Source organism: Paraclostridium bifermentans, from assembly GCF_964259345.1.
Taxonomy (GTDB): domain Bacteria; phylum Bacillota; class Clostridia; order Peptostreptococcales; family Peptostreptococcaceae; genus Paraclostridium; species Paraclostridium bifermentans_B.
Genome location: NZ_CAXVJR010000009.1, coordinates 11,606 through 38,467, shown reverse-complemented (window position 1 = coordinate 38,467; position 26,862 = coordinate 11,606). Strand labels below are relative to the sequence as shown.

General features: G+C 28.3%; 22 protein-coding genes and 1 riboswitch. Of the genes, 21 read left to right on the top strand and 1 reads right to left on the bottom strand.

The window, feature by feature from the left end:
* The first annotated feature begins 109 nt into the window (after positions 1 to 109).
* The 16 genes from ACEXNK_RS15280 to ACEXNK_RS15205 all read left to right on the top strand — a co-directional run bounded on the left by ACEXNK_RS15280 (position 110) and on the right by ACEXNK_RS15205 (position 18,756).
* Entirely contained in the window at positions 110 to 1,492 is a 1,383-nt protein-coding gene (locus ACEXNK_RS15280) for a tryptophanase (protein ID WP_373599978.1), read from the top strand.
* A 134-nt stretch (positions 1,493 to 1,626) separates the two neighbouring features.
* Positions 1,627 to 3,003, top strand: a complete 1,377-nt coding sequence (locus ACEXNK_RS15275; protein WP_373599979.1) for an aldehyde dehydrogenase — start codon at positions 1,627 to 1,629, stop codon at positions 3,001 to 3,003.
* Positions 3,004 to 3,093: 90 nt separating this feature from the next.
* The gene (locus ACEXNK_RS15270; protein ID WP_373599980.1) at positions 3,094 to 3,282 is read left to right on the top strand and encodes a hypothetical protein; all 189 of its coding nucleotides are present in this window, start codon (positions 3,094 to 3,096) and stop codon (positions 3,280 to 3,282) included.
* A gap of 288 nt (positions 3,283 to 3,570) precedes the next feature.
* Positions 3,571 to 5,196: a Na/Pi cotransporter family protein gene (locus ACEXNK_RS15265; protein WP_373599981.1), complete on the top strand. Its 1,626-nt coding sequence runs from the start codon at positions 3,571 to 3,573 to the stop codon at positions 5,194 to 5,196.
* A gap of 345 nt (positions 5,197 to 5,541) precedes the next feature.
* A complete protein-coding gene (gene deoD, locus ACEXNK_RS15260; protein WP_373600066.1) occupies positions 5,542 to 6,252 on the top strand; it encodes a purine-nucleoside phosphorylase in 711 nt (236 codons plus the stop codon).
* Positions 6,253 to 6,428: 176 nt separating this feature from the next.
* Positions 6,429 to 6,603: riboswitch (cobalamin riboswitch) on the top strand.
* 13 nt (positions 6,604 to 6,616) lie between these two features.
* Positions 6,617 to 7,639: an ABC transporter substrate-binding protein gene (locus ACEXNK_RS15255; RefSeq protein ID WP_373599982.1), complete on the top strand. Its 1,023-nt coding sequence runs from the start codon at positions 6,617 to 6,619 to the stop codon at positions 7,637 to 7,639.
* Between the two features lie 18 nt (positions 7,640 to 7,657).
* On the top strand, positions 7,658 to 8,755 hold the full coding sequence (locus ACEXNK_RS15250; RefSeq protein WP_373599983.1) for a FecCD family ABC transporter permease: 1,098 nt from the start codon (positions 7,658 to 7,660) through the stop codon (positions 8,753 to 8,755).
* Entirely contained in the window at positions 8,755 to 9,543 is a 789-nt protein-coding gene (locus ACEXNK_RS15245; protein ID WP_373599984.1) for an ABC transporter ATP-binding protein, read from the top strand. Before ACEXNK_RS15250 ends, ACEXNK_RS15245 begins: the two co-directional genes overlap by 1 nt.
* Before the next feature lie 426 nt (positions 9,544 to 9,969).
* On the top strand, positions 9,970 to 11,469 hold the full coding sequence (locus ACEXNK_RS15240; protein WP_373599985.1) for an aminotransferase class I/II-fold pyridoxal phosphate-dependent enzyme: 1,500 nt from the start codon (positions 9,970 to 9,972) through the stop codon (positions 11,467 to 11,469).
* 30 nt (positions 11,470 to 11,499) lie between these two features.
* Positions 11,500 to 11,925 carry an adenosylmethionine decarboxylase gene (gene speD / locus ACEXNK_RS15235; protein WP_373599986.1) on the top strand — a complete coding sequence of 142 codons (426 nt, stop codon included), beginning with the start codon at positions 11,500 to 11,502 and terminating at the stop codon, positions 11,923 to 11,925.
* Between the two features lie 147 nt (positions 11,926 to 12,072).
* Positions 12,073 to 12,924, top strand: coding sequence for a polyamine aminopropyltransferase (gene speE / locus ACEXNK_RS15230; RefSeq protein WP_373599987.1), 852 nt, complete (start codon positions 12,073 to 12,075; stop codon positions 12,922 to 12,924).
* Positions 12,914 to 13,795, top strand: coding sequence for an agmatinase (speB, locus tag ACEXNK_RS15225; protein ID WP_373599988.1), 882 nt, complete (start codon positions 12,914 to 12,916; stop codon positions 13,793 to 13,795). The genes speE and speB overlap by 11 nt, the downstream gene beginning before the upstream one ends.
* A gap of 18 nt (positions 13,796 to 13,813) precedes the next feature.
* Positions 13,814 to 15,004 (top strand): methionine adenosyltransferase, encoded by a 1,191-nt coding sequence (gene metK / locus ACEXNK_RS15220; RefSeq protein WP_373599989.1) that lies wholly within the window; start codon positions 13,814 to 13,816, stop codon positions 15,002 to 15,004.
* 278 nt (positions 15,005 to 15,282) lie between these two features.
* Positions 15,283 to 16,725 carry a metallophosphoesterase gene (locus tag ACEXNK_RS15215; protein ID WP_373599990.1) on the top strand — a complete coding sequence of 481 codons (1,443 nt, stop codon included), beginning with the start codon at positions 15,283 to 15,285 and terminating at the stop codon, positions 16,723 to 16,725.
* A gap of 178 nt (positions 16,726 to 16,903) precedes the next feature.
* Positions 16,904 to 17,797: an FUSC family protein gene (locus tag ACEXNK_RS15210; protein ID WP_373599991.1), complete on the top strand. Its 894-nt coding sequence runs from the start codon at positions 16,904 to 16,906 to the stop codon at positions 17,795 to 17,797.
* Positions 17,798 to 17,823: 26 nt separating this feature from the next.
* Entirely contained in the window at positions 17,824 to 18,756 is a 933-nt protein-coding gene (locus tag ACEXNK_RS15205; protein WP_373599992.1) for an LCP family protein, read from the top strand.
* A gap of 162 nt (positions 18,757 to 18,918) precedes the next feature.
* Here the strand turns inward: ACEXNK_RS15205 and ACEXNK_RS15200 are convergent, their stop codons facing one another.
* Positions 18,919 to 19,782, bottom strand: coding sequence for a potassium channel family protein (locus tag ACEXNK_RS15200; RefSeq protein ID WP_373601611.1), 864 nt, complete (start codon positions 19,780 to 19,782; stop codon positions 18,919 to 18,921).
* Positions 19,783 to 20,296: 514 nt separating this feature from the next.
* Between ACEXNK_RS15200 and ACEXNK_RS15195 the strand changes: the two genes are divergently transcribed.
* The 5 genes from ACEXNK_RS15195 (at position 20,297) to ACEXNK_RS15175 (ending at position 26,847) form a co-directional block, all read left to right on the top strand.
* On the top strand, positions 20,297 to 22,006 hold the full coding sequence (locus ACEXNK_RS15195) for an AbgT family transporter (RefSeq protein WP_373599994.1): 1,710 nt from the start codon (positions 20,297 to 20,299) through the stop codon (positions 22,004 to 22,006).
* 117 nt (positions 22,007 to 22,123) lie between these two features.
* A complete protein-coding gene (locus ACEXNK_RS15190) occupies positions 22,124 to 23,647 on the top strand; it encodes an FAD-dependent oxidoreductase (RefSeq protein WP_373599995.1) in 1,524 nt (507 codons plus the stop codon).
* Between the two features lie 142 nt (positions 23,648 to 23,789).
* Positions 23,790 to 24,806, top strand: a complete 1,017-nt coding sequence (locus ACEXNK_RS15185; protein WP_373599996.1) for an asparaginase — start codon at positions 23,790 to 23,792, stop codon at positions 24,804 to 24,806.
* A 2-nt stretch (positions 24,807 to 24,808) separates the two neighbouring features.
* On the top strand, positions 24,809 to 25,528 hold the full coding sequence (locus ACEXNK_RS15180) for a gamma-glutamyl-gamma-aminobutyrate hydrolase family protein (protein ID WP_373599997.1): 720 nt from the start codon (positions 24,809 to 24,811) through the stop codon (positions 25,526 to 25,528).
* 320 nt (positions 25,529 to 25,848) lie between these two features.
* Complete coding sequence (locus tag ACEXNK_RS15175; protein WP_373599998.1) at positions 25,849 to 26,847, top strand: aspartate-semialdehyde dehydrogenase; 999 nt, start codon at positions 25,849 to 25,851, stop codon at positions 26,845 to 26,847.
* Positions 26,848 to 26,862: the final 15 nt, after the last annotated feature.

Genomic DNA, 26,862 nt, shown 5'->3' with positions numbered 1-26,862 from the left:
ATATTTATTTGATAAGATTTAAGTTAGAAATACATATCAAAATCATTTCAATGACATTTTAAATACATCATAAATAAAGTTAAACTATTAAAAAGTGGGGGTCTTTATTATGAGTAGAAAATATGTAGCAGAACCATTTAAAATTAAAATGGTGGAACCTATCAAAATGACAACAAGAGAAGAAAGAGAAGAAAAAATAGCAAGTGCAAATTACAATTTATTTTCATTAAAAGCAGACGATGTATACATAGACTTATTAACAGATAGTGGAACAGGTGCTATGAGTTCTAAACAATGGGCAGCAGTTATGTTAGGAGATGAATCTTATTCAGGTGCAAGTAGCTACTTTAAGCTAGTAGATGCAGCCAAAGATATATTTGGATATGAATATATACAACCTGTTCATCAAGGAAGAGCTGCAGAAAAAGTATTGGTGCCTTTATTTGTAGAAACTGGTAAATACGCAATTTCAAATATGCATTTTGACACAACGAGAGCACATGTTGAACTTACAGGTGCAAAGGCTATAGACTGTGTAGTTCCTGAAGCTTTAGATACAGTAAAGTATGCTCCATTTAAAGGAAATATGGATGTTAATAAAATGGAAGAACTTATAAATGAGTTTGGAGCAAGAAATGTAGGAGTTATAATAATGACTGTTACAAATAATACAGCTGGTGGGCAGCCTGTATCTATGCAAAACATGAGAGAAACATATGAAGTTGCTAAAAAATATAATATACCAGTTCTTATAGATGCAGCTAGATATGCAGAAAATGCATATTTTATAAAAACTAGAGAGCCAGGATATGAAGACAAATCTATAAAAGAGATAGTTAGAGAGATGTTTAGTTATGGAGATATGATGACTATGAGTTCTAAAAAAGATGCCATAGTTAATATGGGAGGACTTATAGGCATAAAAGAAAATGAAGAGTTATATGACAATATAAAAGCTCGTACAATATCATTTGAAGGATTTGTATCTTATGGAGGATTAGCAGGACGTGATTTAGAAGCTTTATCTGTAGGTTTATATGAAGGTATAGACTATGACTATTTAAAATATAGAATTGGACAAATGGAATATTTAGCAAGCAGACTTGATGAAGCTGGCATAGCTTATCAATCACCAGTTGGAGGGCATGCAGTATTTATAGATGCTAAAAAATTATTGCCTCATATACCGTATTATCAGTTTCCTGCTCAAGCATTAGCTATAGAATTATATAAAGAAGCTGGAATAAGAACTTGTGATATAGGATCATATATGCTAGATAATGACCCTGTTACAGGAGAGCAACGTCAATCAGAGCTTGAACTAACTAGACTTGCTGTACCAAGAAGAGTATATACCCAAGCTCACTTAGATGTTATAGTGGAAGCGCTTATATCTATAAAGGAAAGAGCAAATGATATAAAAGGATATGAAATAACTTGGCAACCAAAAGTTTTAAGACACTTTACATCAAAACTTAAGCCAGTAAAATAATAATAAATAAACATAAAACAGGCATAATGTAATTTTGCATTATGCTTGTTTTATGTTTATTTTGGGTAAATATCTGTATAAGAAAAGAAAATGATATATAATGAAGTTATTAATATTTAATTGGAGATGATAACTTGAAAGCGTACAATGATATATTAGAAAATCAAAGTCAATACATAAATTCAGTTGGAATTATAGAAGTAGAAGACAGAATAAAAGCCTTAAGAAATTTAAAAGATACTATAAAAAAATATGAAAAAGACATATTAGATGCATTATATAAAGACTTAGGAAAATCTGAGTTTGAAGGATATACAACAGAAGTGGGATTTATTTATAGGTCTATAAATCATACATTAAAAAATATTAGAAAGTGGAATAAAATAAAAAGAATAAAAAATGATATAGCTCAAATTCCTGGTAAATCTTATGTATATAATTGTCCTTATGGAAATGTTTTAATAATAGGACCGTATAATTATCCATTTCAACTTACAATTGAACCGCTAATAGGAGCTATTGCAGGAGGGAATACTGCGGTTATAAAACCTTCAGAATATACGGTAAACGTTGAGGCGATACTAGTAAAAATTATTAAAGAATGCTTTGAATCTAAGTATATAGATATTGTAATAGGAGATTATACTGTAAATAGTAAATTATTAGATTTAAATTTTGATTATATATTTTTTACAGGAAGCGTCAATGTAGGAAAAATTGTGATGGAAAAAGCTAGTAAGAACTTAATTCCTATAACTTTAGAATTAGGAGGAAAGTCTCCTACGATAGTAGATAAAAGTGCAAAATTAGATATAAGTGCTAAACGTATAGTTTGGGGTAAGTTTACTAATGCAGGTCAGACTTGCGTTGCACCAGATTACCTATTAGTACATGAAGACATATATGATAAGTTTATAGATACACTAAAAAATACAATAAATGAATTTTATGGTAATGATATAAAAGGAAATAAAGAATTTGGACGTATAGTAAACAGTCGTCATATGAACAGGTTAAAAAATATATTAGATAAAGATAAAGAAAAGATAATATTTGGTGGAGATATAGATATGAAAGATAGATATATTTCACCTACTATATTATCTAATGTTAATTACAATGATACTGTTATGGAAGATGAGATATTTGGACCAATAATGCCTATTATAAAATATAAGGATATGGATGATATTAGGTTTTATATGAATTTATATCCTAATCCATTAGCACTGTATGTATTTAGTGAAAATAAAAGTTTTAGCGAATATGTTATAAAGAATTTTACATTTGGAGGAGGATGTATAAATGATACTATAACTCACGTTGCTTCTACAAATATTCCTTTTGGAGGAGTTAAAACTTCTGGAATAGGAAGATATCATGGTTACAATAGTTTTAAAACTTTTACATATGAGAAAGGAATAGTAAAAAGAAATAGCAAAATAGATATAAGTTTAGTTTTTCCACCATATAAAGATAAAATAAAATTAATTAAAAAAGTTATGAAATAAGATTTAATGTAAAAAACTAACTGTATTTGTTTTTAAAATAAGAGAAAACTAAAAGTGATTATATATAAATTTTAGTTGGAGGTGCTTATTTTGAAAAATAATTCATTTTTAAGCGGTGTAAAGGGATTGTTCAAAGAAATGCTTTATATGGAAAGCGAAAATACAAATACAGATAGAGAGAAGATAGTTGAAGTTGATAAATATGGAAATAAAACTACTTACTATAAAGCAGGAGCAGGACCTGATAAACCTAATGATATGAATAATACATTTAAATAATAATTTTAATAAAGAACCATATTTAAACAAATTACAATTTATTTAAATATGGTTCTTATTTTGTAAAGGTATATAATTTACGAAATATTAACTAAAAAAGTCTTATTTTAACCATATTTTAATTAAAAAATAACAGTTAACATTCTCTTAACAATATATTAACACTTAGTTAACAGAAACTTACATTTCTTAACATTCGCTTAACTAAAATTAACAAAATATTTGGTAAAATTAAATTAACAAATGAGTTAACAAAAGAAACAGTGGATTTATAAGGAGGAAAAATAAGTGGAATTAGCAATAAATCTAATGGGAGGATTGGGGCTTTTCTTATATGGTATGAACCTTATGGCAGATGGGCTTCAAAAATCAGCGGGAGATAAATTAAAGAAAATAGTAGGAATGTTAACTAGTAACGTCCTAATGGGAGTTCTAGTAGGAGCAGTTGTTACAGCAATTATACAAAGTAGTAGTGCGACTACAGTTATGGTAGTTGGGTTTGTTAATGCAGGAATTATGACATTACCTCAAGCAATAGGGGTTATAATGGGTGCTAATATAGGAACAACTATGACAGCACAATTAGTTTCATTTAACTTAGAAGGTATGGCGCCAGTTGCGTTAGGTATAGGTATAATAATATATTTATTTTCAAAGAAAGAAAAAAGCAAGACAATTGGTGAAATATTAATAGGATTTGGTATATTATTTACAGGTATGGAGTTCATGAAAGATGCAGTAGGTCCTTTAGCTGAATATAAAGGATTTACAGATGCGTTAGTTAGCTTTGGTCAACATCCAGTACTTGGAGTATTAATGGGATTCGGTATAACAGCAGTTGTTCAAAGTTCAAGTGCTTCTATGGGTATGTTACTAGCACTTGCATCTCAAGGATTAATACCATTAACAGCAGCATTACCGATACTATATGGAGATAACATAGGTACTTGTGTAACTTCTTTATTATCTAGTATAGGTGCGAGTAGAAATGCAAAAAGAGCAGCATTTATGCATTTAACTTTCAATGTTTTAGGTACTTTAATATTTATGGTATTCTTAACAAAACCTATAAGTATGCTTGTAACTAGTTGGGACCCAACAGATGTAAGTAGACAGATAGCTAATGCACATACATTATTTAATGTTATAAATGTTATAATATTACTTCCATTCTCTAAATTAATAGTAAAACTTACTATGAAACTTATACCAGAAAGAGAAGAAGAAATAGAAAAAACAAAAACTGTTCATTTTATAGATGAAAGAATGTTAGAAACTCCATCAATAGCATTATCAAATACGGTTAAAGAAACTTTAAGAATGGGTGAAAAAGCTAAAGGGTCTTTAAATAATGCGATGGAAGGATTTTTAGAAAAATCAAGAACTAAAATAGATAGTTCTTTTGAAGAAGAAAAGGTAGTAAATAGTTTACAAAAAGGTATATTAAACTACCTATTAAAACTATCTAAGACATCATTAAACGATGATTCAAGAGAAAGTGTAGACTTATTATTTAACACTGTAAATGACATCGAAAGAGTTGGAGACCATGCAGAAAATATAGCAGAATTAGCTACAAAAGTTATCGATGGAAACTTAACTATGTCTAAAGAAGGTGCTAAGGAATTAAATGAAATATATCAAAAGGTTATAGAAACATACAGTAGTGCATTATCATGTATGGAAAACTCAGATGTAGACTTAGCTTGTAAAGTTATAAAAATGGAAGAACAAGTAGATATGATGGAAAAAAGCTGCAGAGCTAATCATATGAGAAGATTAAATGAAAGTTCATGTAATGTAGATGCTGGAGTTATATACTTAGACTTAATAAGTAATTTAGAAAGAGTATCTGATCACTCAGCTAATATTGCTCAACAAGTAATAAAAGCAAACAATAAAAACTTCGCATAGTATGTATAAAAATAAAGTCCCCGGTAAAAATAAAGGGACTTTATTTTTATTTATTTAAAATTAAACTATAAAAAATATTAAAATTTAAAATAAGTATTGTATTATTAAGTAAAAAAATGTAAAATATACACATAATATAGTGTGTATTAAATTAATAAAGTATGAACTAAATATATAGTTAATGTGAATATAAATATATACTTATAAAAAAATATATATGTAAGGAATAAATAGTATATCAGTTATATACACATATAAACTATTCAATAATATGAAAATAAGAAATTACTAATAAAAGTATAGAAAAATAAAAGTCGATAATTAAAGGAGATTATTATTATGTCAATGGGAGCACCAACACCACATAACAATGGAAAATTAGGAGATATAGCAGAAACAGTACTATTACCAGGAGATCCATTAAGGGCTAAATTTATAGCTGAGAATTTTTTAGAAGATGTAGTTCAATATAATACTGTAAGAGGAATGAATGGATATACTGGATATTACAACGGGAAAAAAATATCTGTACAAGGAACAGGTATGGGATGTCCATCTATAGGAATATATACATATGAATTAATACATTTTTATGGAGTAAAAAATCTTATAAGAATAGGTTCTGCAGGAGCGTTACATGAAGATTTAAAAATGCATGATATAGTTATAGGTATGGGATCATGTACAGATTCTAACTATGCATCACAATACAATTTACCTGGAACTTTTGCACCAGTAGCTAGTTACGAGTTACTTAGCAAAGCTGTAGAAGTTGCTAAGAGCCAAGGTGTTGAACCTAAAGTTGGTAATATATTATGTAGTGATGTTTTCTATGGAGATGAAGGTTTAGACTCTTTAGCAAAATGGACTAAGATGGGAGTTTTAGCAGTAGAAATGGAATCAGCTGCACTTTATATGAATGCTGCAAGAGCTGGAGTGAATGCTCTTTGTATATTAACAATATCTGACTGTCCTTTTAAAGGAGAGGCTACAACTGCAATGGAAAGACAAACTGCATTTACAAGAATGATGAATATAGCTTTAGAATTAGCTTAATAATATAAAGAAAAACTCCGATTTACATGTTATCATGTAAATCGGAGTTTTTTATGTTTAAGGAAATTAAGATTAAAAAATAATATTTTTGAGCAATGAGTGAAGTCGTTGGAGATGGGAGCGAAGCGAATTTTTTACTTGTAGAATTATGGAAATAATTATGCTAATATTATACTGATGAATAATTAAATCTAGGTTTTATAATTAAAAGGGAATGATGTGGAAATCATCAACAGCCCCCGCTACTGTAAATATGGACGAGTCTTTAATAACCACTGAGGTTTTGCTTTGGGAAGGGAAAGATGAGGATGAAATATAAGTCAGGAGACCTGCCTAGATTAAGAACTTTCGGAGGGAGAGCAAGATGAAAATATCAAAAAAAATAAAGTTAGGTTTGCTTAGTTTATGTATAGGGCTAAGTATTGTAGGGTGCAGCAATGTGGATTCTACTAAACAAGAAAATAAGGAAAATAGTACGAAGAAGCAAGTCAGTGAAAGTGATGGCTATTATCCAGTGACTATAACTACTCATAATTATAATAAAGATGAGGTTAAAATTACTATAAAAGAAAAACCTAAGAAAGTATTAGCGGTCTACCAAGATTCTGTAGAAACTATGTTAGCATTAGGGCTAGAAGACAATATGGTTGCGGCAGCAGGATTAGACCATAAAGTGAAAGAAGAATACAAAGATGGATTTAGCAAAGTTAAATATCTAGATGAATTTACACCATCTAAAGAAACTGCAGTAATGTTACAACCAGACTTAATACTAGGGTGGTATTCTTTATTTTCTGATAAAAATCTAGGAGATGTAAGTTACTGGCATGATAAGGGTGTAAATACATATATGGCTATAAATAGTGGGGCTGTTGAACCCAAAACTATAAAAAATGAATGTGATGACATATTAAACATAGGTAAAATATTTAATGTTGAAGATAAAGCTCAAAAGATTGTTGATAATATAAATAATCGTGTTAAAGAAGTTGTAGATTCTGAAAAGGGAAAAAAACAACCTACAACTGTAATTGTAGAATTTTATGATGACAAAATAAATGGATATGGAAAAAGCACATTAGGTGGAGATATGGTAACTAAGCTTGGAGCAAAATTATTAAATGAAAAAGGTAATTCTCTAAGTAAAGAAGACTTAATAAATCTAAATCCAGATAGTATATTTGTAGTTTATATGGATAGAGGAGATAAAAATGTACCTAAAGAAACTAAAGATTTAATAATGAAAGATAATACACTAAAGAGTTTAAATGCTGTAAAAAATAATAGAGTATATCCTATAGAACTAGGGGAAATGTATTGTAGTGGTATAAGAACGATAGATGGAATAGAGACTTTTGCAAATGGACTTTATCCAAGTGACAAATAGAAGGAAGGATATTAACATATGCAATCAATAAAAAAAATAGAACAAAATAATGATGATATAGGCTTTGTAAAAACAAAGCCTATATATATTGGAATTATAATAATGCTTCTTATAGCTTTGGTAGTATCTATTTTTATTGCTGTAACTATAGGTAGTAGTGATATTTCGATAAAAGAAGTATATGAAATAATAACATTTAGATTATTTAATATTGGGGATGCAAAAGTTTTATCTAATGGAGCTATTCATGATGTAGTGTGGTTAATTAGATTACCTAGAATAGTTCTTGCTATATGTGTAGGTATAGGACTATCTGTATCAGGCGTAGTAATGCAGGCGGTTGTTAAAAATCCATTAGCAGATCCATATATATTAGGCGTTTCATCAGGAGCATCATTAGGAGCTACGATAGCTATAATGCTTGGCTTTACAACAATATTAGGAAGTAATTCTATAGGGATATTTGCATTTATCGGAGCGTTTTTAGTTTCTATGTTAGTTTTAATAATATCTAACACGGGAGGTAGGTCGAATTCTACTAAGTTACTCTTGGCAGGAATGGCATTAAGTTCTGTATGTAGTGCATTTTCTAGTTTTATTATATATTTAAAAAATGATGCAGAAGGAATGAAAAATATTACATTCTGGCTTATGGGAGGCTTAGGAGGAGCTAAGTGGGATGAAATTGCTTTTATACTTCCTTTAATGATAATAGGGACTATATTCTTTATAAGTCAATATAGAATACTTAATTTGATGTTGCTTGGAGATGAAGTATCTGTAACATTAGGAACAGATTTGCATAAATATAGACAAATATATCTTATAGTAACATCTCTTATAATAGGGCTAGTAGTATACTCATCAGGAATGATAGGATTTGTAGGATTAATTATACCTCATATAGTTAGAATATTTTTTGGGACAGACCATAAAAAAATATTACCTATATCAGCATTAACAGGTGCTATATTTTTAATATGGGCAGATGTATTATCAAGAATAGTTATAAAAAATGCTGAATTGCCAATTGGGATTTTAATATCTATGATAGGTGCACCTTGTTTTGTTTATTTAATGATAAAAAAATCTTATGGATTTGGAGGTGTTAATTAATGGAATTGAAAACTAAAAATATTGGATTTGAGATAGATAAAAAAGAAATATTGAAAAATATAAATATAGATATTGGAAATAAAGAATTTGTTGGTATAATAGGACCTAATGGGAGTGGTAAATCAACTTTACTTAAGTGCATATATAGAAATTTAGCACCTAGCAAAGGAAGTATATATATTGATGAGAAGAATCTTATGGATATGAGTATGAAGGAGAGTGCTAAAAAAATTGGAGTTGTGTCTCAACATAATTACCACAGTTTCGATTTTAGTGTCTTGGATATGGTTCTTATGGGAAGAGCTCCCTATAAAAAACTTATGGAACGAGATACGAAAAAAGATTTTGATATAGTATATGAAGCTATTGATAAAGTTAATATTAGACATTTGATAGATAGAAGTTTTAATAGCTTATCTGGAGGAGAACAACAAAGAGTTATATTAGCAAGAGCATTAGCACAAAGTACAAAATGTTTAATATTAGATGAACCAACTAATCATTTAGACATTAAGTATCAATTGCATCTTATGGAAATTGTTAAAAGTTTAAATATAGAAGTTATAGCAGCTATACATGATTTGAATATAGCGGCGATGTATTGTGATAAAATATATGTTTTAAAAGATGGCAATATAGTAGATTATGGCACACCTAAAAATGTTCTAACAAAGAAATTAATTAAAGACGTGTATGGTGTAGATGCTAAAGTTATTGAAGATGAAGAAGATAATACTATAAATATTATGTATAAAACAAAAAAATTAAATTTAGAAAGTTTATTATAAACAGCAAATGAAAAAAAGAGTTATGAATAATATTAATTATTCATAACTCTTTTTTATATTTTAAAAAAAGTTTAGCGTACATATACATGCAAGATTGATTTGATTAAATAAAAGTGTTGGAAAAACTTAAAAATAGAGTTAGTTATACTAAACTAACAAAAAATTAATATAAACAAAAGATTAGTTATACTAAACTGATAGAAAATTAATATAAACAAAAATAGAAGGTAAGATATATAACTATTGAAAATACTTGAACTGAAAAGATTGATAAAAAATATAAAAAAATATAAAAAAACACTTGCAAAAAAATGAAAACTTAATATAATAAATATTGTGAGTTTAATAAAACTAAATTTTATAAATAGAAATAATAATCTTTAAGTTGTGGATTAAATATATAGATAAATAGAAAGGAGGATTAAATTGGAAGCTATAGGCAAAAAATTAGATAGTGAATTTATAGATTCATCTAAGTTAAGTCATAAGCAAGTACCACTTTTAAGTTCACTAAAAGATTATTCTAAAAAAGATATAGCTTGCTTTGATGTACCAGGGCATGTTAGAAATCAAGGTGTAGAAATATTAAATGAATATTATGGAGAAGATTTAATGAGAATGGATATAAACTCATCTCCATTAATGGATAATGTATCTAATCCTAAAGGAGTTATAAAGTCAGCTCAAGAACTACTTGCTGATGCATATAACTGTGATGATGCTTTTTTTATAACGAATGGAACTACAGGTGCTATACATGCAATGATTTTAAGCGTTATAAAACCAGGAGAGAAACTACTTCTTCCAAGAAATATTCATAAGTCAGTTATAAACGCACTTATAATGAGTGGGGGAGAACCGGTATTTATACAACCTGAATTTGATAATAATTTAGGTATAAGTTTAAATATAAAACCTAAAGATGTAGAATATGCACTTAAAGAAAATACTGGTATAAAAGCGTTATTCTTACTTAATCCTACTTACTATGGAGCATGTAGTGATTTAGCTGAAATAATTAAGGTATGTCATAAGGAGAATGTTTTAGTGCTAGTAGATGAAGCTCATGGAGCACATTTCCCGTTTCATGAAGACTTACCTCCATCGGGGATGGAGTTAGGAGCAGATATGTCAGCAGTAAGTATACACAAAACTGGAGGGGCATTAACTCAAGCATCAGCATTACTTTTAAATAATGATAACATAAGTTCATGTAAGGTACTTCAAAGTATAAACATGTTACAATCTACATCAGCATCATATATACTTATGAGCAGTATTGATGGGGCTAGATCTAATTTAGTATTAAATGGTGAAAAACAATTGGCGAAGGCTTTAAATCTTTCGAGATATGCAAAGGCTAGGCTTAATAAAATAAAGGGTATAAAAGTAGTTTCAACTGAAAACTTACACAGAGACAGTGTTAAATTTATAGATGAAACTAAGCTTTGTATAAATGTAAGAGGACTTAACTTAACAGGACTTGAAGTTTATGATTTACTGTACAAAGAGTTTAAAGTTCAAGTAGAACTAGGTGATTTATACAATATATTAGCGCTAATATCTATAGGAACTACAAAGTCAGATATAGATAGACTTATAGACTCATTAGAAATAATAGCAAAGTTACATAAGAAAAATCGAGAAATAAAAAACATAAAAATAAAACAGATAAATCCAATATTAAAGTTTAATCCAAGAGATGCTTTTTATAAAGAAAAGGAAATGATTTTGATTGATGAATGTATTGGAAAAATATCAGGAGAATCTATAATGGCATATCCACCTGGAATTCCGATTGTAACTCCTGGAGAAGAGATAACACAGGAAATTATAGATTATATAAAAATATTAAAATATAATAATGCATATTTAAGTGATATGCAGGATAAAGAATTAAATTATATATTAGTTATAAAAGATTAAATTCAAATTTAAATAGGGAGAGTGACAGAAATGAAATTTGAAACTTTAGGAAGACACATACTAGTGGAGTATTATAATTGTGATGAAGAAATACTTAGAGATCCTAGACTTATAGAAAAATATATGAACGATTCAGCGTTAAATGCAAAAGCAACTATAGTTGATTCAGTATTTCATCATTTTAACCCATGGGGAGTTTCTGGAGCAGTTATAATAGCAGAATCTCACTTAACTATACACACATGGCCAGAATATGGGTATGCAGCAGCAGATTTCTTTACTTGTGGAGATATAGATCCATGGAAAAGTTTTGAAATGTTAGAAGAATTATTAAAAGCTGAAAGAAGTGAATCTACAGAAATACCAAGAGGATTAACTTCTAAAATACAAAAATACGCAAAAAAAGATTTAGGTAATATTACTCATAAGCCACAAGACGAACAAGAAGCTATATAAATAAAAATCACCTAAATAAAAAATAAATAAATAAAAAATTAAATTCAGAAATAAGTATAACATACAAATATAAAACAGTCAAAAAACGACAAAAAAACCAAAAACATATAAATAAAAAATTAAATTCAAAATACGGAGGACTAGACTATGGAACTTTGGTATACAGAAGAGTGGACAGATAATGTTCGTTTCTCAATAAAGGTAGATAAACATCTTTTCAGCGATAAGTCTGATTTTCAACAAGTAGATGTATTTGAAAGCAAGGAATTTGGAAAGTTCTTAACTTTAGATGGACTTATGATGGTAAACTACAAAGATGAGTTTATATATCATGACATGATAGTTCATACACCGATGGCTACTAATATGAATATAAAAAATGTATTAGTTATAGGTGGTGGAGATGGAGGAACAGTAAGAGAACTTACTAGATATCCTCAAATAGAAAAAATAGATATGGTTGAAATAGATAAAATGGTAGTAGATGTATCTAGAAAATATATAGATATATGTGCATGTAAATTAGATGATCCGAGAGTAAATTTATACTTTGAAGATGGAGTTGCTTTTGTAAAAAATTCAAAAGATAAAAGCTATGACTTAATAATAGTTGATTCAACAGACCCTATAGGACCAGGAGAAGGACTATTCTCTATCGATTTTTACAATGATTGCTACAGAGTATTAAGTGATGAAGGTATACTTGTTAACCAAAATGAAAGTCCATATTTTGACTTTAACGCTAAAGAAATGAAAAGAGCTAATGAAAAAATAACAAACTTATTTCCAATAGCTAGAGTTTATCAAGCGCATATACCAACTTATCCATCAGGACATTGGTTATTTGGATTTGCCTCTAAAAAATATGATCCAATAAAAGACCAAAATAAAGAAGCTTGGGAAAAATTAAATCTAAAAACTAAATACTACAATAGTAACATACATCAAGGTGCATTTATGTTACCTCAGTATGTAGTGGATATGTTAAATGAAAAATAAATTTTTTAATACACCTACATTCATGTCTATGGATGATAGTTATGAAGAAAGTAATTTAGTAGTATTTGGAGCTGGATTTGATGGAACAACTTCAAATAGACCAGGAACTAGATTTGCAAGTACAGCTATGAGACCAGAGTTTTATGGACTTGAAACTTATAGCCCTATACTTAATTTAGATATGGATGATTATAAAATATGTGATATTGGGGACTTAGAACTTAGTATAGGAAATACTGATATTGTTTTAGATGAAATATATGAAGGTACTAAACAAATTGTAAAAGATAATAAGGTACCATTTATGATAGGTGGGGAGCATTTAGTAACATTACCTGCATTTAAAGCTGTACATGATAAATATAAAGATATTTATGTTTTGCATTTTGATGCACATACAGATTTAAGAGATGAGTATAATAATAATAAAAACTCACATGCTACAGTTATAAAACGTATTTGGGATATTATAGGGGATAATAAAATATATCAATTTGGTATAAGATCGGGAACTAAAGAAGAGTTTGAGTTTTCTTTAAAAGATAAACATACATACATGGAAACTCATACTATAGATACATTTGAAGAAATAATTAAAAGCTTAGATGGGAAAAATATATATCTAACTATAGATTTAGATGTACTTGACCCATCAATATTCCCTGGAACTGGAACTTTAGAACCAGGAGGAATTACTTACAAAGAATTTGAAAGTATATTTAAAATACTTAAAAATTCAAATATAAATTTAGTTGGATGTGATATTGTAGAACTTAGTCCAGACTATGATAATACTAGTGTTTCTACAGTTACAGCATGTAAAATTTTAAGAGAATTAACACTTGTTATAAGCGATAAAATAAATAGATAAACTCAGGAGGAAAATTAAATGGCAAAACACTTATTTACTTCAGAATCAGTTACAGAAGGTCATCCAGATAAAATATGTGACCAAATATCTGATGCTATATTAGATGCACTTTTAGAAAATGATCCACAAGCTAGAGTTGCTTGTGAGACTACAGTTACTACAGGACTTGTATTAGTTGCCGGGGAAATAAGTACTAATACATATGTAGATATACCTAAATTAGTTAGAGAAACAGTAAAAGAAATAGGATATACAAGAGCTAAGTATGGATTTGATGGAGATACTTGTGCTGTTATAACTTCTATAGATGAACAATCATGCGACATAGCTATGGGAGTTGATGAAGCTTTAGAAAATAGAAGCGGAGAATTAACAGAAGATGAAATAGAAAAAATAGGAGCTGGAGATCAAGGTATAATGTTTGGTTTTGCATGTAATGAAACTGAAGAATTAATGCCACTTCCAATATCTCTTGCTCATAAATTATCAAGAAGATTAACAGAAGTTAGAAAAAATGGAGAGTTAGATTATCTAAGACCTGATGGAAAAACTCAAGTAACTGTTGAATATGATGGAAATAAAGCAGTTAGAGTTCATACAGTTTTAATATCTACACAACATAGTGAAGATGTAGATAATGAGACTATAAGAAGAGATTTAGTAGAAAAAGTTATAAAGGCAGTTATACCAGCAGAACTTTTAGATGAAGAAACTATGATTTATATAAATCCAACAGGAAGATTCGTTATAGGAGGACCTCAAGGAGATACAGGTCTTACAGGAAGAAAAATAATAATAGATACATATGGTGGATACTCTAGACATGGAGGAGGAGCTTTCTCAGGAAAAGACCCTACAAAAGTTGATAGATCAGCAGCTTATGCAGCTAGATATGTTGCTAAAAATATAGTAGCAGCAGGACTTGCAGATAAGTGTGAGATAGAGTTAGCATATGCAATAGGTGTTGCAAGACCATTATCTATATTTATAGATACATTTGGAACTGGAAAAGTAAGTGAAGAAAAACTTGTTGAATTAGTAAACAAAAACTTCGACTTAAGACCAGGAGCTATAATAAGAGATTTAGATTTAAGAAAACCAATGTACAAAAACGTAGCAGCTTATGGACATTTTGGTAGAACAGATTTAGATTTACCATGGGAAAGAACTGATAAAGCTGATACTTTAAAAGAACAAGCAAATATGTAGAACTTATATATAAAATAAGAAGAACTATATCTAAATGATATAGTTCTTCTTATTTTAGAATTGAAATTTAGCATAGTAAGTTAAAAATAAAAATGCAATAAAAAAATCTATATTATCAAAATATAGATTTTTTTATTGCATTTTACGGTAGCTAAATTTCCATATATTGGTATAATTTAAATTGGGGCTTGAATGATATAAGGTAATTTTATACAAAAAATAACTTTATATCATGTTTTGTTTTTAAATTAAGAAAATATTAAAGGGAGAAAATGTTTATGAAAAAAATTATATTATGGGGAGTGCTAAGTGTAATTACATTATTTATAGTAGGGTGTACATCGACGAAAACTGTAGATGTAAATGTACTTGCAACTACCGATTTGCATGGGGTAATACCGTATGACTTAGTTTCGTATGTAAAAAAAGAAAAAGAGAAAGATGAAAATGTGACCTTGGTAGATGCAGGTGATTTTTGTGGTTCTGAATTTGGATCATCTGAAGATATGGATAAGTTTTGGAAACAGCATTATGAAGATGTGGAAAAAGGCGATGTAGAATATAGAGAAATACCTCTTGCTAAAGAAATAAAAGAAGCAGGCTTTGACACAGTAACTTTAGGAAATCATGAATTTTTAAATAGTAAAGAAGAGTTAGACAATATGATTTCTGACTTTGAAAAGCAAGGCGTAAGTGTATTATCTGCAAATACATATAATCAAAATGGAAGTAGCTATACAAAACCATACATTATAAAAGAAATTGAAACTCCTGAAGGAAATGTAAAATTAGGAATACTAGGACTTACAATTAAAGAAGTTGGAGAAAGTAGAGAATGGGTAGATGATAAACTAGTAAAAGCTAAATCTTTAGAGCTTAAAGATCAAAAAAGTTACAAAGGTGAACTTTACATGAATGATTTAATAGAAGATGCTAAAAAATGGGTTAAAACAATGAAAGAAAAGGACAAGCCAGATGTTATAATAGCTGTTGCACATACTGGTGAAAAACCTAAAAAACCAAGACATCCAGGAAATAGAATTCAAGATTTAGCTACTCAAGTTGACGGAATTGATGCTATTGTAGCAGGGCATAATCATGTTCAAATAAAACAACATGACTATGAAAATAAATCTGGAGAAAAAGTTATAGTTACAGAACCTGGAAAACATGGAGAATGTATATCTAAAATTAATTTAAAATTAGAAAAAGATAAAGATAATTGGAAAGTTATAGATAAATCAAGTGATATAGTTCAATTTGAAGAAAGTGAAAAAAATATAAATGAGTTATGTGATAATGTAGGTATGTTTGGAGTAGGTATATATGAAAATGCAGATAAGATAGGAGAAAAAGTAAGCTTAAGTAAAATAACACCTTTTAAGTGGGATAAGATGTATGTATTTAAAGTTGGAACTCCTAGAGATAAAATTTATGATAAAGCAGGATATAAATTTTTAAATATTACTGAAAGTGAAACTATTAATCAATATATACTTATGGATGGCAAAAAAGTAGTTTATTATTCAGGTTTTGAAGATGAAATGGTACCATATCGTTTAAAGTTTAATAATGCTAAATTTAAAGATGATATGTTTACTATAGAACCTGGAAAAAATGATTATTTTATAATTAATAAAAGTAAAAGAATTTTAATTTTCAATGTGGAGGAAAAGGAATTAAAGGAGGAAACAATAGATTTAGATTATGTAGTTAATTAACAAAATTTAATAATAATATAAAAAGGAGTATTGCTAAAAAGCAATGCTCTTTTTTACTATAGAATAATTAAATGGGAAAAATTTAGGGTATACAATAATAGTTAAAATATTTATAATAAAATATTATGTATAGATAAATACAGTAAAAAAATGCAATATGCACTAGGAGATGATAGACTTGAAACCTACAAAACTAGGAATGAGAACAATCAAAACGGGTATTGCGGTAATGTTTTGCGTATTATTGGGAACTCATGCTATCGTACAAAAACCATTTTACTGTGCTATAGCGTGTGTAATATCGCTTCAAGACACTGTAAAAGGGTCTATGAAAGTTGGGTTTAATAGAGTGAAAGGTACTGTCGTAGGGGGAATAATAGGATTTTTATTTGCATTAATACAGCCAGGAGAACCTATTTTATGTGGGATAGGTGTAATACTTACAATTTATATATGTAATAACTTAAAGATAAGCTCTGTAGTTGTGTCTTGTATAACATTTTTAGCGATACATTTAGGTGTTGGAACATATAATCCAATGTATTACTCTATACACAGGGTTATAGACACATCAGTAGGGGTTACAATAGCTGTTACTATAAACTATTTAATAGCTAGACCTAACTATATGGGTAAAACTATTGATGAATTTAAAAATATAGAAAAAGACACAATAAATTTTATAGAGTCTAAGATTTTAAATAGAGAAAAGTTAAATATAGAATTACTAAAAAAAGATATACAAAAGCTAGAGAAAATATACTCAAAGTTATATGGAGAGTTAGCTTATAATCCTAGTCAAAAAGATTCTATAGATATAGAAAGATTTGAACAAATATTAGATACATGTAGAGAAATATATTTTCATATGCAATCTATAGAATTACTTGAAAAAGAGTTATACTTAAGCGAAAGAAACTATGAAAGATTAAAAGAGTTATACGATGTAGAGGAAATTAACTTTAGTGTTGAAAATGAAAAAAGTCCTGTATTTAACTATCATTTAGGCAAAATAATAGAACTAGTAGAAACTCTTAAAGAATTTAATGAGTTAAATGTATGTGCTGTATAAAGTAATGAAGAAATAGGAGTAAACATATGAAGTTTTTAAAGAAAAAAACAAGTATAGTTATTTTAATGATTGTACTTTTATTTATATTTTTATTAGGGTTATTAATAAAAAAAACTAATGAAAATTATGAAAAGAAAAATGCAAATAAAACTAATATAAGTGAGAATATAGATAACAATAAAACGATAAATATAGCACTATTCGGACTAGATAGAAGACATGAAAATGAAAGTGCAAGATCAGATTCTATAATGATTGCAAACATTGATTTTAAAAATAAAACCATAAATTTAGTATCATTATTAAGAGATACTTTAGTTGATATAAAAGGGCATGGCAAAGATAAGTTAAATCATGCTTATGCCTATGGGGGACCTGAACTGGCTATTGAAACTATAAATTCAAACTTTGATCTTAATTTAGATAAATATGTAAGTGTAGATTTTTATAGTTTAGCAAAAGTTGTAGATATAGTTGGAGGTGTAGAAATAAACCTTAAAGACTATGAAGTAGATCAAATAAATAATAACTTAGTAGAAATAAATAATATAGAAAAATTGCCTGAAGGAACTGATTATATAGACGGTAGGGGAATTAAAACTTTAAATGGAAGACAAGCTGTAGCTTACTGTAGGATAAGAAAAGAAGGGAATGGAGATTATGAAAGAACAGAGAGACAAAGAGCTGTTCTAAAAGGGTTAATAACTAAGTATGAAAAACTAGATTCAGGTAAAAGGTTTGAAGTATCTATGGAAATGATAAATCAAGTTGAAACTAATATACCTATAAATGATATAAAGAAATTAGAAAATGAAATTTTAAATCAAAAGGATTTTACTATAAATCAGAAAATGATTCCGTATGAAGGAAGTTTTAAAACGGATACAGTTGATGGCATGTGGGTTATAGAAGCTAATATGGAAGATAATATTAAAGTATTACATGAATATTTAAAATAACAATTTAATTTATTGCAAAAAAAGAAGCGAGTGTCAGTGGGGCACTCGCTTCTTTTTTTAAAAGGAGAAATAAGTATAGTATAATCTTAATATAATTTAATTATACTAAGATTATATACATAAATTAAAATTATATACATAAAATACAAAAAATTTTAATAATCATTTATCCTTTAGTGAAGACAATACACTACACATTGTATTTATATCTTCCTTACTTAAATTGTCAAAGTTTTCTAGTCTGTTTACAATATCTAATATAACCATATCTTTGTATTCATCTTTACTAAATCTAGCACCTATAAAAACATCTTTAATGCTGTCTTCTAGAATTGAATAATTATTTTTATGTTTACTATTATGGTGTCTTATATTTTCCTTTTTTATAAAATATGTAGATAAAGTAGATGTTAAAGAACCTATAAAGCCAATTCCAAATATCATAAGAATAGCAGCTACAACTCTGCCTGAAAAAGTTTTAGGGCAAATATACCCATAGCCTACTGTTGTAACAGTAACTATACTCCACCAAAGTGAATCACCTATGCTCCAATGCTCAAAGTAACTCATAGCAACAGAACTTAAAAAAATCATGACTAATGTAATAAATAAGGTGTAGCTGAAATTATTAGTCCTCATAAATCTATAAAAATTGCTATTACTTCTTTTAACAATAGCTATAATTCTTAAAACCATTACTAACTTAAGTAAAATTACATACTTTCCAATGTGTAATATACCTAAGTTTGATAACAATATAAAAAAAGTATGAAAAGGTATAATTGATATTAAATCTATAACATTATTTTTTATAAAGTTTTTTTTATTAGAACTTAAAGCAAATCTTACTACATAATCCAAAACAAAAACTAACCAAATTATATAAGCCATATTAGATAAAATTAGCTCAGTATTAGGTTTTAATTTTAAAGTTAGTTGTACTACTAAAATAGTAGCTATTGTAAGAGCAAGAAATGCCATAATAAAATTATAAAAAGTACGTGTTCTCCTTGATATAACTAACAAAATACATATCTCCATTCTATTAACTTATTTTCACAATAAATTTTAGAACAAAATCATAATTATGTCAAAAAATGTAGTAAATACTGAATATGCATAATACATAGATTTTAAAGTAAGAACTGATTTAGATTATAAAAAATATAAGAAGATGATTTATAAATAATAAAATTTATTTAAATAAAACTGTTTAAGATTATATAAGTTGGTTATATATATAATATCATAAGATTTTCTGCCATAGAATTTAATGTAAAATTTATTTCAAGCGCATAAAACAAGATGCTGGTTAACCCTTACTAGCATCTTGTTTTATTTTGTAGAAAAATAAAAGACCGTATAATCAAATTTAAATAGCACAAATTTTTAAATTAAATCGACATTAGACCTCGAAAAATAGGGAAAAGTTTTAAAAATGAAAATATTCTAAATTGTGGAAAAAATTAAATATATATAGTATAATCTTTTTAAGAAAACGGATTCATATGTATAAAATTTTTTTCAGGGGGAATTATTAATGGAATTAAATGTGTCGAGTAAAGCTCAAAAACAGTCTAAACTTCAATCGTGTATGGCTGTTATTGAAAAAGTAGGAAACAAATTACCAAGTCCAGCTCTATTATTCGTTTATATATCAGTAGCTGTACTTATACTTTCAGCAGTATTGGGTATGATTGGAGTAGTAGCAGAAACAGAACTTGGGAGCTTCCCTATAAACAACTTATTAGGGCAAAATCCAATAGAAGTTTTAAAAGTTACAGCAGGAGGAACGGCAGTAGCAGAAACATACTCTAATGGTTTATCTTATATAATAGGCTCTGTAATAAAGAACTTTATGGGAATGAGTGCTTTAGGAGCAATACTTATTATAATGTTAGCGATAGGTGTTATGGAACAAAGTGGATACTTATCAATAGGTATACAAAGTATAGTTAAAGCTACACCTGCTAAGCTTGTAACACCAGTTGTTATATTCTTAGGAGTTATGTCAAACGTTGCATCTGATGCAGGATATGTTGTACTTATACCTCTTGCAGCATTGGTTTATTATACATTAGGAAGAAATCCTATGGTAGGTCTTGCAGCAGGGTTTGCTGGGGTTTCAGGTGGATTTAGTGCTAACTTACTTATAGGTTCATTTGATGCTTTATTAATACCGTTTACACAAGCAGCAGCAGAAACAGGAGATGCTCTAGTTGGGACAAGCTTCGCACCTATGTTAAAATCTACTGCAAATATGTTTTTCTTAATGGCATCAACATTTATAATAGTTATAGTTGGAACTCTTATAATAGATAAAATAGTTGAGCCAGGTATGGAAAAGTATGATAAAAGTGAAGCTGATGTTGTTGAAAAAACAGGGGATTTAACACCAAAAGAAAAGAAAGCATTTAAAGCTGCTAATATGAGTTTATTGGGAGTAGTAGCTTTCATATTATTAACAGTTTTACCAATAGATAAAAATAATGTTATACCAATAGTTGGAGATTTATCTACTTCAGTTCCTATGACGAGTATAGGTGCTGATGGAAAAATGGTAACAACAGGAGTTGGAAGTTTCTTAGATTCTATATTCTTTAGTGGAGATATGATAATGATGTTAATGTTTATCGTATTCTTAGTTCCAGGTATGGTTTATGGATTTAAATCAGGAACATTTAAATCTAAGGATGATGTTATAGGTGCAATGGTTACATCTATGAAGAGTATGGCTTCTATAATAGTTATATTATTCTTTGTTGCACAGTTCTTAAACTTCTTCAATGATTCACATTTAGGTATATTGATAGCACATTTAGGTGCAATGTTAGTTGCTAAAATACCAACAGACAATACTTTTATGGCTATGATGCTAATGGTTGCATTTATATGGTTTACTGCAATAGTTAACTTATTTATAGCTGGAGGTACTTCAAAATATGGATTATTAGCTCCAATATTTATACCAATACTTATGAGTGCTGGATTCTCTCCTGCTGGAGTACAGTTAATGTATAGAATAGGAGATTCATCTACGAATATAATTTCACCGCTTATGAGTTATATGGGAGTTATAGTAATATTTGGACAAAAATATAAGAAAAACTTTGGTATAGGAAATTTAATGGGAATGATGTTACCTATATCTATAGGATTCTTAATTGCATGGACTGTGTTTGCAGTAGCGTGGGCTCTTTTAGGATTCCCTATAGGACCAGGAGAGTTCTTCTTTATAAATCAATATTAAAGATAAACAATTAGACTAGGCTTATGCCTAGTCTTTTTTAATATAAATAATAATAATATATGAAATAAATGGAGAAAATACCAATATAATAAAGTCTATGTAAAAAGGAGATATAAAATGAACGAATCATATTGGATATTAAGCTCAGAAGGACAAAGATTTAAAAAGCTAGAAGAAGACTTGGAGATAGACACCCTTATAATTGGTGGTGGAATAGTAGGGGTAACGACGGCGTATTTATTAGCTAAAAAAGGAATACAAACAGCTATTGTAGATGCAAATAAAATAGGATATGGAAGTTCTGGAAGAAATACAGGTAAAATAACATCACAACATGGAATTATATATTCTAAAATAAGTGAAAAATATAATTTAGAAAGTGCAAAGCTATATTATGAAGGAAATAATAGAGCTATAAATTTGATAGATGAAATAGTAAGAGAAAATAATATAGATTGTAATTTTGAAAGAATATCATCATATATATTTACGGAAAATGAAAATTATTTACAGGAATTAAAAGATGAATACGATACATGTAAAAAAATTGGAGTTGAAAGTGTTTACTATGATAATTTAGATATACCATTTAATGTAAAAGGCGCTATAGAGTTTGTAAATCAAGCTCAGTTTAATCCTAAAAAATATATAGATTCTTTGTTAAACATATGTATAGATTTAGGTGTCAAAGTGTATGAAAATACACCTATAGTAAACTATGAAAAAGATGATAAGTATGAATTGAAAACTAAGGAGCAAAAATCAATAAATGCTTTAAATGTTGTACTGGCAAGCCACTTTCCTTTTTATGATGGACTTAATTTATATTTTTCTAAAGAAAAAGCAGATAGATCTTACTTAGTATGTGGAGAATATAATTCTAAAATACCAAGAGGTATGTATTTAAATGTAGATGAATCGGGAATTACTTTTAAAACATATGAAGAAGGTAATAAAAAGTTAATAATAGCAGGAGGTGGAGATCATAAAGTAGGGCAGTGCAAGGATGAAGGTGAAATATATCCTAAGTTGGAAGAGAAATTTAAAGAAAAATTTAATGTAGAAAAATTTGATTATAGATGGTCAGCACAAGATTATATTAGTTTTGACAATGTACCATATATAGGTTATATAAATAAAAATGAGGATAACATATATGTTGCAACTGGATTTTGTAAATGGGGTATGAGTAATGGAACATTAGCAGCTATGATTATAAGAGATTTAATATGTTATCGAGAGTCTAAGTATGAAAAGTTATTTAATCCATCTAGAAAGAAAAACTTATTAACTACTGAATTTTTTATAGAAAATATAAATGTAGTTATGAATTATATAGAAGGAAAAATTCAAATAGAAGACGAAAAATTGCCTATTATAAAAGGTGAAGGTAAACCTATAAAAATAAAAGGAAAAAGATATGGAGCTTATAGAGATTACGATGATAATATATATATATTAGATATTACTTGTACTCATTTAGGCTGTGAATTAAAATTTAATTCAGCTGAAAAAACATGGGATTGTCCTTGTCATGCATCAAGATTTGATTATAAAGGAAATGTAATAGAAGGACCTGCATTGAGGAACTTAAAACTTTATGGTAAGGGAAAAAATGATATAGATCCTAAATTAATATAAAAGTATAACTGCCAAATAATTTTACTATTAAATATTATTTGGTAGTTTTTTTATATTAAGCAAATTTTATAAAAATAGAAGGATTAATTTACAAAAAAATAAATATATATTAGGGTAGAGAAAATTTATTAGGGGGATGCTTATGAATAAAGCAATAGAAGTAACAAGAGGAGATTTAGTAGAATGCACTCATAGTGCTCACATAGCAGTTGTGAATTCTAATGGAGAACTAATATACTCATATGGAAATCCTACAAAAGTAATTTATGCAAGATCATCAGTAAAACCAATACAAGCTATTCAAGTTTTAGAAACTAAAGCGACCGAAAAATATAAGATAACAGATAGAGAAATATCTTTTATGTGTTCTTCACACTCAGGAGAACCATATCATGTTGAATGTACTAGAGAAATATTAAAAAAAGCTGGTATAGGTACAGATAAACTAAATTGTGGTATACATGTTCCGGGAAATAGTCAAATATATAAAGAGTTAATAGAAAGTGGAGAAACTTTAACTCAAGAACATAACAATTGCTCTGGGAAACATAGTGGAATGTTAATATCGGCTAAAAATCTAAATGAAGATTTAGATACGTATCTAGATATAAATCATCCTGTTCAACAAAGAATATTAGAAAATATAGCTTATGTATGTGGTTATAACAAAGAAGATATAAAAATAGGGATAGATGGATGTGGGGCACCTGTTCATGCTATGCCGTTAGAAAAATTTGCATATGGATTTGCAAGATTGGCAGATTACGAAAAGTTAGGGTATAAAGGGGTATATGCACAGAAAATAACAGAATCTATGATGAAATATCCTGAGATGGTTGCAGGTAGAGATAGATTTTGTACTGCGCTTATGAACGTATGTGGTGATAGAATATTTGGAAAAGCAGGAGCGCAGGGTGTTTATTTAGTAGGAGATAAGAAAAATAACATAGGAATAGCTGTTAAAATTGACGATGGTTCAGGTCAGGCAACAGCATGTGCAACAATGGAGGTTTTAAGACAACTAAATTTAATAAATGAAGAAGAATTAAAAGAACTTAGCAAGTTTTCAAATCCTAAATTATTAAATGCAAGAAAAGATGTAATTGGAGAAATGAGACCTAAATTTATTTTAGAAAATTTAGTGAAGGTAGGGGGATAATTATGAAACCTTTAATAGGAATATTAGCTAACTTAGCTACTATAGATTCAGGCGTTTTTAACGGGCTAGAAAGAGTACATTTACCTAATGCATATGTACATGCTGTAGAAAAAGCAGGAGGGGTGCCGGTTGTTATACCTGTAAATACTAATAAAGAAAATATAAAATATCAGATAGCAGCTATGGATGGAATATTAATATCAGGAGGCGAAGATGTAAATCCTATCGTATACAAAGAGGAACCATCAAGAGAACTAGGGTATGTACATCCGGTGATAGATGAATTTGATATAGAAGCTATAAAAATAGCTTTGGAGTTGAAGAAACCTATATTAGGAATATGTAGAGGTTTACAAATATTAAATGTAGCCTTAGGTGGAAGTTTATATCAAGACTTAAAATATATAAAAGGTAGTTATATAAAACATAGTCAAGAAGCAAAAACATATACTGGTACACATTACATAAATATAAAAGAGAGTTCTATACTTTATAATATTATTAAAGAAAAAACTTTAGTTAATAGCTACCATCACCAAAGTATTAAAACATTAGGAAGCAATTTGAAAGTTATAGCTTATTCTAGTGATGGAGTAATAGAAGCTATACAAAAAGAAAATGAAAAGTTTGTAGTTGGAGTACAGTGGCATCCTGAATTGATGGTTGATCATGATACAGGTATGCTTAACTTATTTAAAGAATTTATAGTCAATTGTGTATAATTTAGAACAAATAAAAACCGATAGATTATTGCTAATCTATCGGTTTTTATTTGGTGATGGTATTCAAATTACATGAATTATATCATAGTTGTAATTTAATTGCAAGTTTATAAGTAATTATAATTAAATCACTAAAAATATAAATATATCATAATATATAATATAGATATTTAGATATGGATATTAATGCTTAAATTATTAAAACTATTGCGATTAATGCCATGTTTATCTAGGTTTATTGATATTTAATCTCATATATACTAGAATTACGTATATAATTGGATTAAAAGATGATTTTAATTGATTCGAGGAGGATAGATATGAAAAAAGTAAACGTTGCTATAGTTGGAGCTACTGGTATGGTAGGAAGAACTTTCTTGAAAGTTTTACAAGATAGAAATTTTCCAATAGATAACTTATACCTGTTTTCTTCAGCTAGATCTGCTGGTTCTAAAATAGAATTTGCGGGTAAAGAATATATAGTAGAAGAGCTAAATGAAAATTCATTTGATAGAGATATACAAATAGCACTATTTTCAGCAGGTGGTAGTGTGAGTGAAAAGTATGCACCAATAGCTGCATCAAAAGGTGTTATTGTTGTAGATAACTCAAGTGCATGGAGAATGGATGAAAAAGTACCTTTAGTTGTACCTGAGGTTAATCCAGAAGCAGTTAAAGAACACAATGGTATAATTGCAAATCCAAATTGTTCTACTATACAAGCTATGGTTCCATTAAAGCCTCTTCATGATAAATATAAGATAAAAAGAATTGTATACTCAACATATCAAGCAGTATCAGGATCAGGAGTAAAAGGTACTAAGGACTTAGAAGATGGAATAAAAGGAGTGCCTAATAGTTTTTATCCTCATCCAATAGCGTATAACTGCTTACCTCATATAGATGTATTTATGGAAAATGGATACACAAAAGAAGAGATGAAAATGATAAATGAAACTATGAAAATTTTAAATGATTATAACTTGAAAATTACAGCTACAACAGTAAGAGTACCTGTTGTAAATGGCCATAGTGAATCTATAAATGTTGAGTTTGAAAATGATTTTGATATAGAAGAATTAAAAAATATATTATCTAATTCTGATGGATTAGAAGTGATGGATGATCCATCAAACAATATATATCCTACAGCTTTTGAACTTAGTGGAAGAGATGAAGTTTTTGTAGGTAGAATTAGAAAAGACTTTAGTGTTGATAGTGGAATAAATATGTGGGTAGTAGCTGACAATATAAGAAAAGGTGCAGCAACTAACACAGTTCAAATAGCTGAGCTTCTTTTAAAATATAATTTAGTATAAAATTAGGAGGAAAAG

What these genes read in the sequence shown, in the direction of transcription:
- ACEXNK_RS15280 (WP_373599978.1), top strand. Translation starts at nt 110, where the DNA reads ATGAGTAGAAAATATGTAGCAGAACCATTTAAAATTAAAATGGTGGAA.
- deoD (WP_373600066.1), top strand. Translation starts at nt 5,542, where the DNA reads ATGGGAGCACCAACACCACATAACAATGGAAAATTAGGAGATATAGCA.
- ACEXNK_RS15255 (WP_373599982.1), top strand. Translation starts at nt 6,617, where the DNA reads ATGAAAATATCAAAAAAAATAAAGTTAGGTTTGCTTAGTTTATGTATA.
- ACEXNK_RS15250 (WP_373599983.1), top strand. Translation starts at nt 7,658, where the DNA reads ATGCAATCAATAAAAAAAATAGAACAAAATAATGATGATATAGGCTTT.
- ACEXNK_RS15245 (WP_373599984.1), top strand. Translation starts at nt 8,755, where the DNA reads ATGGAATTGAAAACTAAAAATATTGGATTTGAGATAGATAAAAAAGAA.
- speD (WP_373599986.1), top strand. Translation starts at nt 11,500, where the DNA reads ATGAAATTTGAAACTTTAGGAAGACACATACTAGTGGAGTATTATAAT.
- speE (WP_373599987.1), top strand. Translation starts at nt 12,073, where the DNA reads ATGGAACTTTGGTATACAGAAGAGTGGACAGATAATGTTCGTTTCTCA.
- speB (WP_373599988.1), top strand. Translation starts at nt 12,914, where the DNA reads ATGAAAAATAAATTTTTTAATACACCTACATTCATGTCTATGGATGAT.
- metK (WP_373599989.1), top strand. Translation starts at nt 13,814, where the DNA reads ATGGCAAAACACTTATTTACTTCAGAATCAGTTACAGAAGGTCATCCA.
- ACEXNK_RS15215 (WP_373599990.1), top strand. Translation starts at nt 15,283, where the DNA reads ATGAAAAAAATTATATTATGGGGAGTGCTAAGTGTAATTACATTATTT.
- ACEXNK_RS15205 (WP_373599992.1), top strand. Translation starts at nt 17,824, where the DNA reads ATGAAGTTTTTAAAGAAAAAAACAAGTATAGTTATTTTAATGATTGTA.
- ACEXNK_RS15195 (WP_373599994.1), top strand. Translation starts at nt 20,297, where the DNA reads ATGGAATTAAATGTGTCGAGTAAAGCTCAAAAACAGTCTAAACTTCAA.
- ACEXNK_RS15190 (WP_373599995.1), top strand. Translation starts at nt 22,124, where the DNA reads ATGAACGAATCATATTGGATATTAAGCTCAGAAGGACAAAGATTTAAA.
- ACEXNK_RS15185 (WP_373599996.1), top strand. Translation starts at nt 23,790, where the DNA reads ATGAATAAAGCAATAGAAGTAACAAGAGGAGATTTAGTAGAATGCACT.
- ACEXNK_RS15180 (WP_373599997.1), top strand. Translation starts at nt 24,809, where the DNA reads ATGAAACCTTTAATAGGAATATTAGCTAACTTAGCTACTATAGATTCA.
- ACEXNK_RS15175 (WP_373599998.1), top strand. Translation starts at nt 25,849, where the DNA reads ATGAAAAAAGTAAACGTTGCTATAGTTGGAGCTACTGGTATGGTAGGA.